Below are 9,861 nucleotides of genomic sequence, written 5' to 3' on the forward strand. Positions count from 1 at the left end.
CGGCGGTCAGGGCGCCGCGGCGTCGATCGCCTTCACGATCCGCTTGTCCGAGACCGGGTACGCCGTGCCCAGCGCGTGCGCGAAGTAGCTCACCCGCAGCTCCTCGATCATCCAGCGGATGTCGGTGACCTCCGTCGGCACCGGGCGGCCCTTCGGGAGCTGTTCGAGCAGCCACGCGTACTCGTCGAGCATCTCGTGGACCTTCTCCATGCGGGTGGTGTCCCGCTGGACGCCGGTCGCCATCTGCTGGAGCCGCCGGTCCACCGCCACCAGATAGCGCATCAGGTCCGGGAGCCGCTTGAGCCCCGTCCGGGTGACGAAGCCCGCCGGCATCAGCCAGGCCAGCTGCTCGCGCACGTCGGTCAGGTTGTTGATCAGGGCCAGGCTGTTGGTGGACTTGAGCCGGCGCTGGCAGGCCTGCCAGGCCGCCAGGATCTGCTGGACCTGGCCCACCGTCCGTACCGTCGTGTCCACCAGGTCCGCGCGGACCTTGTCGTACAGCTTCCGGAAGGACTCCTCGTCCCAGGCCGGGCCGCCGTGGTCGGCGATCAGCTTGTCGGCCGCGGCGGTGGCACAGTCGTCGAAGAGGGCCTGGATCGAGCCGTGCGGGTTCGAGGACAGGGCCAGCTTCTGCTGGTTGGTCAGCTTGTCCGAGGCGAACTTCGCCGGGTTCACCGGGATGTTCAGCATGATCAGCTTCCGGGTGCCCCGCCACATCGCCAGAGCCTGCTCGGCCTCCGTGTCGAAGAGCCGTACGGCGACGGTCGCGCCCTCGTCCACCAGCGCCGGGTACGCCTTGACCGGCTGGCCGCCCCGCTTGGTCTCGAAGACCTTCGTGAGCGTCCCGATCGTCCACTCCGTGAGCCCCGTGCGCTCCAGGGAGGGCCCGGAGCCGTCCGGGCCGGCCGTCGCCGCCGCGGCGGCCTGCGAGAGGGCCTTACGGGCCTTGGGGCGCAGCTGGAGGCGCAGCGTCTCCAGGTCCTTGTCCTCGGCGAGCTTGCGGCGCCGCTCGTCGACGATCCGGAACGTGACCTTGAGGTGCTCGGGCACCTTCGCCCAGTCGAAGTCCTCGGCGGTGACCGGGACGCCGACCATCCGCTGGAGCTCGCGGGCGAGCGCGCCCGCCAGCGGCTCCTGCACCGGGACGACCGCGTCCAGGAAGCGGGTCGCGAAGTTCGGCGCGGGCACGTAGTGGCGGCGGATCGGCTTGGGCAGGGAGCGGATCAGCTCGGTGACGACCTCGCCGCGCAGACCCGGGATCTGCCACTCGAAGCCCTCGTCCGTCACCTGATTGAGCACCTGGAGCGGGACGTGGACGGTCACGCCGTCGGCGTCCGCGCCCGGCTCGAACTGGTACGTCACCCGGAACTTCAGTGGGCCCTGCCGCCAGGAGTCCGGGTAGTCGTCCTTGGTGACCCCGGCGGCCTTCTCGTTGATGAGCATCTCGCGCTCGAAGTCCAGGAACTCCGCCGCAGCGCCTCCTTCGTGGAGCTTGTGCTTCCACCAGGAGTCGAAGTGGGCGCCGGACACGACGTGCTCGGGGACGCGCTTGTCGTAGAAGTCGAAGAGCGTCTCGTCGTCGACGAGGATGTCCCGGCGCCGGGCGCGGTGCTCCAGCTCCTCGACCTCGGTGAGGAGCTTGCGGTTGTCGGCGAAGAACTTGTGGTGGGTGCGCCAGTCGCCCTCGACCAGCGCGTTCCGGATGAACAGGTCGCGGGAGACCTCCGGGTCGATCCGGCCGTAGTTCACCTTGCGGTCGACGACGATCGGCACGCCGTACAGCGTCACCTTCTCGAAGGCCATCACGGCCGCCTGGTCCTTCTCCCAGTGCGGCTCGCTGTACGTCTTCTTCGTCAGGTGCTCGGCGAGCGGCTCGATCCACTCGGGCTCGATCCGGGCGTTCACCCGGGCCCAGAGGCGCGAGGTCTCCACGAGCTCGGCCGACATGACGAAGCGCGGGGGCTTCTTGAAGAGCGCGGAACCGGGGAAGAGCGCGAACTTGGCGCTGCGGGCGCCGAGGTAGTCGTTCTTCGCCCCCTCCTTGACGTCCTTCAGACCGATGTGCGAGAGCAGGCCGGCGAGGAGGGAGACGTGGACGGACTGCTCCGGCGCGTCCTCCTCGTTGACATGGATGCCCAGCTGCTTCGCGACGGTCCGCAGCTGCGTATAGATGTCCTGCCACTCGCGGATGCGCAGGAAGTTCAGGTACTCCTGCTTGCACATCCGGCGGAAGGAGCTGGATCCCCGCTCCTTCTGCTGCTCGCGGACGTACCGCCACAGGTTCAGGTAGGCGGAGAAGTCACTCGCCTCGTCCTTGAAGCGGGCGTGCTGCTGATCGGCCTGCGTCTGCTTCTCGGACGGCCGCTCGCGCGGGTCCTGGATGGAGAGCGCCGCCGCGATCACCATGACCTCGCGGACACAGCCGTTCTTGTCCGCCTCCAGGACCATGCGGGCGAGCCGCGGGTCCACGGGCAGCTGGGCGAGCTTCCGGCCCTGCGGGGTGAGCCGCTTCTTCGGATCCTTCTCGGCCGGATCGATGGCGCCGAGTTCCTGGAGGAGCTGCACGCCGTCCCGGATGTTGCGGTGGTCCGGCGGGTCGATGAAGGGGAACTTCTCGATGTCGCCGAGGCCCGCCGCGGTCATCTGGAGGATGACGGAGGCCAGGTTCGTACGGAGGATCTCGGCGTCCGTGAACTCCGGACGCGACAGGAAGTCGTCCTCCGAGTAGAGGCGGATGCAGATGCCGTCCGACGTACGGCCGCAGCGGCCCTTGCGCTGGTTGGCGCTGGCCTGGCTGACCGCCTCGATCGGCAGGCGCTGGACCTTGGTGCGGTGCGAGTAGCGCGAGATGCGGGCGGTGCCCGGATCGATCACGTACTTGATGCCGGGGACGGTCAGGGAGGTCTCGGCGACGTTCGTGGCGAGCACGATCCGGCGGCCGGAGTGGGCCTGGAACACGCGGTGCTGCTCGGCGTGGCTCAGGCGGGCGTAGAGGGGGAGGACCTCGGTGTTCCGGAGGTTCCGCTTCAGGAGCGCGTCCGCGGTGTCCCGGATCTCGCGCTCACCGGAGAGGAAGACGAGGACGTCACCCGGGCCCTCGGACTGGAGCTCGTCCACGGCGTCGCAGATCGCGGTGATCTGGTCCCGGTCCGACTCTTCGGAGTCCTCCTCGAGGAGGGGCCGGTAGCGGACCTCGACCGGGTACGTACGTCCGCTGACCTCGACGATCGGGGCGTCGCCGAAGTGGCGGGAGAAACGCTCCGGGTCGATCGTCGCGGAGGTGATGACGACCTTGAGGTCGGGGCGCTTCGGGAGCAGCTGGGCCAGGTAGCCGAGCAGGAAGTCGATGTTGAGGGACCGCTCGTGGGCCTCGTCGATGATGATCGTGTCGTAGGCGCGCAGCTCGCGGTCCGTCTGGACCTCGGCGAGCAGGATGCCGTCCGTCATCAGCTTCACGAAGGTCGCGTCCGGGCTCACCTGGTCGGTGAAGCGGACCTTCCAGCCGACGGCCTCGCCGAGCGGGGTCCGCAGCTCCTCGGCGACCCGCTCGGCGACCGTGCGGGCGGCGATCCGGCGGGGCTGCGTGTGCCCGATCATGCCCCGGACGCCGCGGCCGAGCTCCAGGAGGATCTTCGGGATCTGGGTGGTCTTACCGGAACCCGTCTCACCGGCGACGATCACGACCTGGTGGTCGCGTATCGCCTCCAGGATCTCGTCCTTCTTCTGCGAGACGGGCAGCTGTTCGGGGTACGTGATCGCGGGCACGCGAGAGGCGCGCCCGTCGACGCGCTCCTTGGCCTTGGCCGCCTCGGCGGCGATCTCGTCCAGGACGGCCTCACGGGCCTCGGGCTTACGGATGCGGCGGGCGCCTTCGAGACGGCGGCCGAGCCGGTGGGAGTCCCGCAGCGAGACCTCGGCCAGGACGGACTGGAGGGCGGCGAAGGAAGTAGACATACGGATCCCAGGATCGCACCTGCGGACGAGAAGCGGCGAACCGATTTCCGGGTGGGGGGTGCGTACTATTTCGGGCACGTCGACCGGACCCGAGAGGTATCGCCATGTTCCGCACCACCCGCGCGCCGGCGGCCTTCGCGGCGCTGGCGGGTCTGGTGCTGTGCCTGCTGGTGTGCGGGACGGTGACGGTGTCCGCTTCTGCCGCGCCGCCCGGGGCCCAGGCCGTCGCGGTCGCCGTCGTGCCGGGCTGCGACCCGGGCCACGCCGCCGACACCGGCGCCCCGGGTCCCGTCGTACCGCCGCGGGCCAACGGCTTCGCGGAGCTGCTGCCCGCGCTGGCCGCCGACCGGACGCCGTGCGCGGTCCGGCACGGGGAGCCGGAGGGGCGGGGGACGGCGCCGGGCCGGGAGCCGCCCGAGCGCGTGGCGCCGACACCGGTGGAGCTGTCGACCCTGATGAGGGTGTAGACGGACGGCCGCACTCCGCCGTCCTTCTCCTTCTCCCTTTCCTCCTCAGGAGCGCTTCCGCATGTCCAAGTCCAAGCCGATCGTGATCGTCTCCGGGGTGGCGGCCGCCGCCGTGCTGCTCGGCGTCGTCTCGTACACCGCCACCGCGCCGTCCGCCGGCGGCGCGGGCGGCTCGTCCGCCGTCGCCGAGGTCTCCGCCGACCCGTCCGCCGGCGTCTATCCCGAGCTGGAGGCGTACGCGCGCCGCGACGCCGCCGACAAGCTCGCCCTGGGCCGGGCCGACGCGCCCGTCGTCCTCATCGAGTACGCCGACTTCAAGTGCGGCTACTGCGGGAAGTTCGCCCGGGACACCGAGCCGGTCCTCGTGAAGAAGTACGTGGACGAGGGCACCCTGCGCATCGAGTGGCGGAACTTCCCGATCTTCGGCGAGGAGTCGGAGGCCGTCGCCCGCGCCTCCTGGGCGGCCGGGCGACAGGGCCGGTTCTGGGAGTTCCACAAGGCCGCGTACGCCGAGGGGGCCAAGGAGAAGGGCTTCGGGAAGGACCGGCTCGCGGCCCTCGCGAAGGAGGCCGGCGTCCCCGACGCGGCCCGGTTCGCGAAGGACACCGACGGGACGGCGGCCCGCGAGGCCGTCCGCAAGGACCAGGAGCAGGGGTACGCGCTCGGCGCGACCTCCACCCCGTCCTTCCTCGTCAACGGCCGTCCGATCGCGGGAGCGCAGCCCCTGGAGACCTTCACCGAGGCCATCGAGGCGGCGGCGAAGGCGGCGGCAAAGCCCGCGAAGGCCGGGCAGTGACCTCCGGCATCGGGTACTTCGCCGCCTTCCTCGGCGGCCTGCTCGCCCTCCTCAGCCCGTGCAGCGCCCTGCTCCTGCCGGCCTTCTTCGCGTACTCGATCGACACGCGCGCGAAGCTGGTGGCGAGGACCGGGATCCTCTACGCGGGCCTGGCCACCACCCTCGTCCCGCTGGGCGCGGCCGGATCCCTCGCGGGCCGGTTCTTCTACGGCAACCGCGACCTCCTGGTGACCGTCGGCGGCTGGCTGATCATCGGGCTCGGCGTCCTCCAGATCCTCGGCCTGGGCTTCGCCTCCCGCCGCATCGCCGAGGCGAGCGGCCGCATCCGGCCCACGTCGGCGCTGTCCGTCTACGCCCTCGGGCTGGTCTACGGCCTCGCGGGCTTCTGCGCGGGTCCGATCCTGGGCAGTGTCCTGACGGTGGCGGCGCTGAGCGGCAGCCCGGCGTACGGCGGTCTGCTCCTCGCGGTGTACGCGCTGGGCATGGCGGTCCCGCTGTTCGTCCTCGCGCTGCTCTGGGAGCGGTACGACCTGGGCGGGCGGCGCTGGCTGCGTGGCCGGCCGCTCCGGGTGGGCCCCCTCACGCTCCACTCGACCTCGGTCCTCTCGGGCCTGTTCTTCATCGCCCTCGGCACGCTCTTCCTGGTCTTCGACGGGACGACCGCGCTGCCGGGGCTGCTCTCGGTGGACGAGTCGTTCGCGGTGGAGGAGCGGGTGGCCGAGCTGGGACGCGCGGTGCCGGACTGGGCGCTGCTCGTCGCGGTGGTGGCCGTGGTGGCGGTGGCGCTCGTGGTGCGGGGCCGGCGGGGGAGCCGTACGGGGGAGCGCGAGGAGGTGTGACCGTACGCGGGGAAGGGGCGCGGGCCCCTTCCCCGTACTCGGGTGTCCGGTGTCCGGGAGTGCGCGTGCGTGCGGGGAAACGACGAAGGCCCCGTTCTTTCGAACGGGGCCTTCTGTTTGTGGCTGGGGCCGGGGTCGAACCGGCGACCTATCGCTTTTCAGGCGATCGCTCGTACCAACTGAGCTACCCAGCCACGAAGCTGTTTCCAGCTTCAGCGACTCTGACGGGACTTGAACCCGCGACCTCCACCTTGACAGGGTGGCGAGCTAACCAACTGCTCCACAGAGCCTTGCAATGTGCGAGACAAGTCTCGCACACGTTACTGCGTACCCCCAACGGGATTCGAACCCGTGCTACCGCCTTGAAAGGGCGGCGTCCTGGGCCACTAGACGATGAGGGCTAAGGGCCCGCCGGGGCGCTTCTCAGCGCGTCGGGGACGTGAGAAGCATATGGGATGTCGGCCGCGATCGCCAAAACGGTTTCCGCGTACCCCCGGCGAGTCCCTCTGACGGGGGGACAATGGGCGCGTGCTGGAGATGACGCGCGAGGAGTTCGAGGAACTTGTCGCCGAGGCCCTGGACCGGATCCCACCGGAACTCGCCCGGCTGATGGACAACGTCGCGGTGTTCGTGGAGGACGAACCCGCCCCGGACGATCCCGAGCTGCTCGGGCTCTACGAGGGGACGCCGCTGACGGAGCGCGGCGAGTGGTACGCCGGGGTGCTGCCGGACCGGATCACGATCTACCGGGGGCCGACGCTGCGGATGTGCGAGTCACGCGCGGACGTGGTCGCGGAGACCGAGATCACGGTGGTCCACGAGATCGCCCACCACTTCGGCATCGACGACGAGAGGCTGCACGCGCTGGGCTACGGCTGAGCCGAGGCGTGTCCCTTGCGCGCAAAAGGGAGTTGGGCAGGGCAACGCGTTCCGTTCCTGCCTGTTGTGTCCCTGGAGGTGCCCCCGTGCGCCATTTGCCCACCCGTTTGCCCACCCGTGTGAGATGGGCCGCCGCCGCGCTGGCCGTCGCGGCCTGCGCCGGTCTGAGCGGCTGTATGAGCGTGAGTGACGAGGAGGCGAAGCCGACGCCCGGCGCGTCCGGGGGGAAGCGCGGTGTGGCGGCCGAGGCCGCCGGCGGCGGCGGACTCCAGGACGGGGGCGGCGGTTCCTGGGACGGGAGCCCGGAGAAGGGCGGGCCCGACGCGGACGGCGGCGGGAAGTCCGCGGTGCCGAGCGGTTCGCCGACGGCCTCCGCGAAGCCCTCGCCGGGCGTGTCGCTGCCCTCGGAGGGCCCTGCCGGTATCGGCGTGTCCCCGAAGCCCGGGCAGACGGGCGGCGGAGCCGGTGGCGCCGCAGGCGGTCAGCAGGGCTCGGGTGGGGGCCCTGTCGACGGCGGGAGCGGCGGGAACGGCGGGAACGGCACGGCCGGGGGGAGCGGCGGGAACGGTGCGAGCGGCGGCAGCGGCGGCGGCAGCGGTGACGGCGGCGCGGGGAGCGGTGGCGACGGCGGCGGGGCCGGTGGCCCGGGTGGCGGCGCGGTGACGCCGACGCCGGAGCCGACCCCGAACCCGACCGAGCCCCCGACGCCGGAGCCGACCCCGGAGCCCACCCCGGAACCGACGCCGGAGCCGACCTCGAATCCGACCGATCCGCCGACCCCCGGACCCGAGACCCAGCTGGGTGCGATGGGGGCGGCGGACGGGCCGGGAGCGCCCTCGGAGCCGGCGGCATCTCCGCAGGTCGGACCGGTGTGACCGAGTCCGGTTTGCCATAGGCGGGGGAGGGTGCGTATGGTAGTAGATCGTTTGATCCCATTGCCCGGCGCCGACACAGAAGAGCGCCGTGTGGCGCGTACTCTCCCTAGCCGTGGCTGACCGCATTGAGGCGGTCGATTTGCGAATTCACGGAGTTGACGGGCGCGTGCCGAGACTCCGGAAGGTTTCGCATTTCGCATGTCCATTTTCAGTTCTGACCACGCCGTCATGCCCGAGAACGACGAGATCGTCGAGGCCGTAGAGGCCACCGAGACCGTCTTCACCGAGGCTGCGGCCCCCGCCGAGGCCGTCGTCGACACCGACGACACCACCGCCGACTTCGACGACGTCGCCTACGCCGACGACGCCGACGACATCGAGGACTCCGCCGAGGCCGACGAGGAGCCCGCCGAGCCCACGATCACCTTCAGCGACCTCGGTCTGCCCGAGGGCGTCGTGCGCAAGCTCGCGCAGAACGGCGTCTCGACCCCCTTCCCGATCCAGGCCGCGACCATCCCGGACGCCCTGGCCGGCAAGGACATCCTCGGCCGTGGCCGTACCGGCTCCGGCAAGACCCTCTCGTTCGGTCTGCCGCTGCTCGCCGGCCTGGCCGAGGGTCACACCGAGAAGAAGAAGCCCCGCGGCATCATCCTCACGCCGACGCGTGAGCTCGCGATGCAGGTCGCGGACGCCCTCCAGCCGTACGGCGACGTGCTCGGCCTCAAGATGAAGGTCGTCTGCGGCGGTACGTCGATGGGCAACCAGATCTACGCCCTGGAGCGCGGCGTCGACGTCCTCGTCGCCACCCCGGGCCGTCTGCGCGACATCATCAACCGCGGCGCCTGCTCCCTGGAGCAGGTCAAGATCGCCGTCCTCGACGAGGCCGACCAGATGGCCGACCTGGGCTTCCTGCCCGAGGTCACCGAGCTGCTCGACCAGATCCCCGGCGGCGGCCAGCGCATGCTCTTCTCCGCCACCATGGAGAACGAGATCGGCACCCTGGTCAAGCGCTACCTGACCGACCCCGTCACGCACGAGGTCGACAGCGCGCAGGGCAACGTCACGACCATGACCCACCACGTCCTCGTCGTGAAGCCGAAGGACAAGGCCCCGGTCACCGCGGCGATCGCCGCCCGCAAGGGCCGCACGATCATCTTCGTCCGCACCCAGCTGGGCGCCGACCGCATCGCCGAGCAGCTGTGCGACTCCGGCGTGAAGGCCGACGCGCTGCACGGCGGCATGACGCAGGGCGCCCGTACCCGCGTCCTGGAGGACTTCAAGAAGGGCTACGTCAACGCCCTCGTGGCGACCGACGTCGCCGCCCGAGGCATCCACGTCGACGGCATCGACCTGGTCCTCAACGTGGACCCGGCCGGCGACCACAAGGACTACCTGCACCGCTCGGGCCGTACCGCCCGTGCCGGCCGCTCCGGTGTCGTGGTTTCCCTGGCCCTGCCGCACCAGCGCCGTCAGATCTTCCGGCTGATGGAGGACGCGGGCGTCGACGCCTCGCGTCACCTCGTCGGCGGTGGCGGCGCCTTCGACCCCGAGGTCGCCGAGATCACCGGCGCCCGTTCGCTGACCGAGGTCCAGGCCGACTCCGCGAACAACTCGGCCAAGCAGGCCGAGCGCGAGGTCGTCGACCTGACCAAGCAGCTGGAGCGCCTCCAGCGCCGCGCGGTCGAGCTCCGCGAGGAGGCCGACCGTCTGGTGGCCCGCGCCGCCCGTGAGCGCGGCGAGGACCCGGAGGCCGCTGTCGCCGAGGTGACCGAGGCCGCCGAGGCCGAGGTCGCGGCCGCTGCCGTCGAGGCCGAGCGTGTCGCTCGCGCCGAGGAGCAGCGCCGTGAGGAGCGCCCGGCGTTCCGCGACGATCGCGGCAACTTCGAGCGCCGTGACCGTGGCGGCGACCGCGGTGGCGACCGTGGCGGCTTCCGTCGCGACAACGACCGCCCGTCCGGTGGCTTCCGTCGCGACAACGACCGTCCGTCCTCGGGTGGCTTCCGTCGTGACGACCGTCCGTCGGGTGGCTTCAACCGTGACGACCGTGGCGG

At 71.2% G+C, this 9,861-nt stretch carries 7 protein-coding genes and 3 tRNA genes; 6 read left to right on the forward strand and 4 right to left on the reverse strand.

Annotated features, from left to right (window positions below):
- Window positions 1–6 precede the first annotated feature (6 nt).
- On the reverse strand, window positions 7–3,954 hold the full coding sequence (gene hrpA / locus ACFWWU_RS03435; RefSeq protein ID WP_384138260.1) for an ATP-dependent RNA helicase HrpA: 3,948 nt from the start codon (window positions 3,952–3,954) through the stop codon (window positions 7–9).
- A 104-nt stretch (window positions 3,955–4,058) separates the two neighbouring features.
- On the opposite strand from hrpA, the gene ACFWWU_RS03440 reads away from it, so the two are divergent.
- The 3 genes from ACFWWU_RS03440 (at window position 4,059) to ACFWWU_RS03450 (ending at window position 6,056) form a co-directional block, all read left to right on the forward strand.
- Complete coding sequence (locus ACFWWU_RS03440) at window positions 4,059–4,421, forward strand: hypothetical protein (RefSeq protein ID WP_384138262.1); 363 nt, start codon at window positions 4,059–4,061, stop codon at window positions 4,419–4,421.
- A gap of 61 nt (window positions 4,422–4,482) precedes the next feature.
- Window positions 4,483–5,217: a DsbA family protein gene (locus tag ACFWWU_RS03445; protein WP_384138264.1), complete on the forward strand. Its 735-nt coding sequence runs from the start codon at window positions 4,483–4,485 to the stop codon at window positions 5,215–5,217.
- Entirely contained in the window at window positions 5,214–6,056 is an 843-nt protein-coding gene (locus tag ACFWWU_RS03450; protein WP_384138266.1) for a cytochrome c biogenesis CcdA family protein, read from the forward strand. The genes ACFWWU_RS03445 and ACFWWU_RS03450 overlap by 4 nt, the downstream gene beginning before the upstream one ends.
- A 120-nt stretch (window positions 6,057–6,176) precedes the next feature.
- Here ACFWWU_RS03450 and ACFWWU_RS03455 read toward each other — a convergent pair.
- The 3 genes from ACFWWU_RS03455 to ACFWWU_RS03465 all read right to left on the reverse strand — a co-directional run bounded on the left by ACFWWU_RS03455 (window position 6,177) and on the right by ACFWWU_RS03465 (window position 6,457).
- Window positions 6,177–6,250: transfer RNA gene (locus ACFWWU_RS03455), tRNA-Phe, on the reverse strand.
- A 22-nt stretch (window positions 6,251–6,272) separates the two neighbouring features.
- Window positions 6,273–6,346, reverse strand: a tRNA-Asp gene (locus ACFWWU_RS03460).
- Between the two features lie 38 nt (window positions 6,347–6,384).
- Window positions 6,385–6,457, reverse strand: a tRNA-Glu gene (locus ACFWWU_RS03465).
- A 127-nt stretch (window positions 6,458–6,584) separates the two neighbouring features.
- Here ACFWWU_RS03465 and ACFWWU_RS03470 point away from each other — a divergent pair.
- From ACFWWU_RS03470 to ACFWWU_RS03480, 3 genes are all read left to right on the forward strand, one after another.
- The gene (locus ACFWWU_RS03470) at window positions 6,585–6,935 is read left to right on the forward strand and encodes a metallopeptidase family protein (RefSeq protein ID WP_024756838.1); all 351 of its coding nucleotides are present in this window, start codon (window positions 6,585–6,587) and stop codon (window positions 6,933–6,935) included.
- A gap of 107 nt (window positions 6,936–7,042) precedes the next feature.
- Window positions 7,043–7,810 carry a hypothetical protein gene (locus tag ACFWWU_RS03475; protein ID WP_384138268.1) on the forward strand — a complete coding sequence of 256 codons (768 nt, stop codon included), beginning with the start codon at window positions 7,043–7,045 and terminating at the stop codon, window positions 7,808–7,810.
- Between the two features lie 198 nt (window positions 7,811–8,008).
- On the forward strand, window positions 8,009–9,861 hold a 1,853-nt coding region (locus ACFWWU_RS03480), incomplete at its 3' end, for a DEAD/DEAH box helicase (protein ID WP_384138270.1).

The organism is Streptomyces sp. NPDC058650 (assembly GCF_042717315.1).
In the GTDB taxonomy this organism is placed as follows: Bacteria; Actinomycetota; Actinomycetes; order Streptomycetales; family Streptomycetaceae; genus Streptomyces.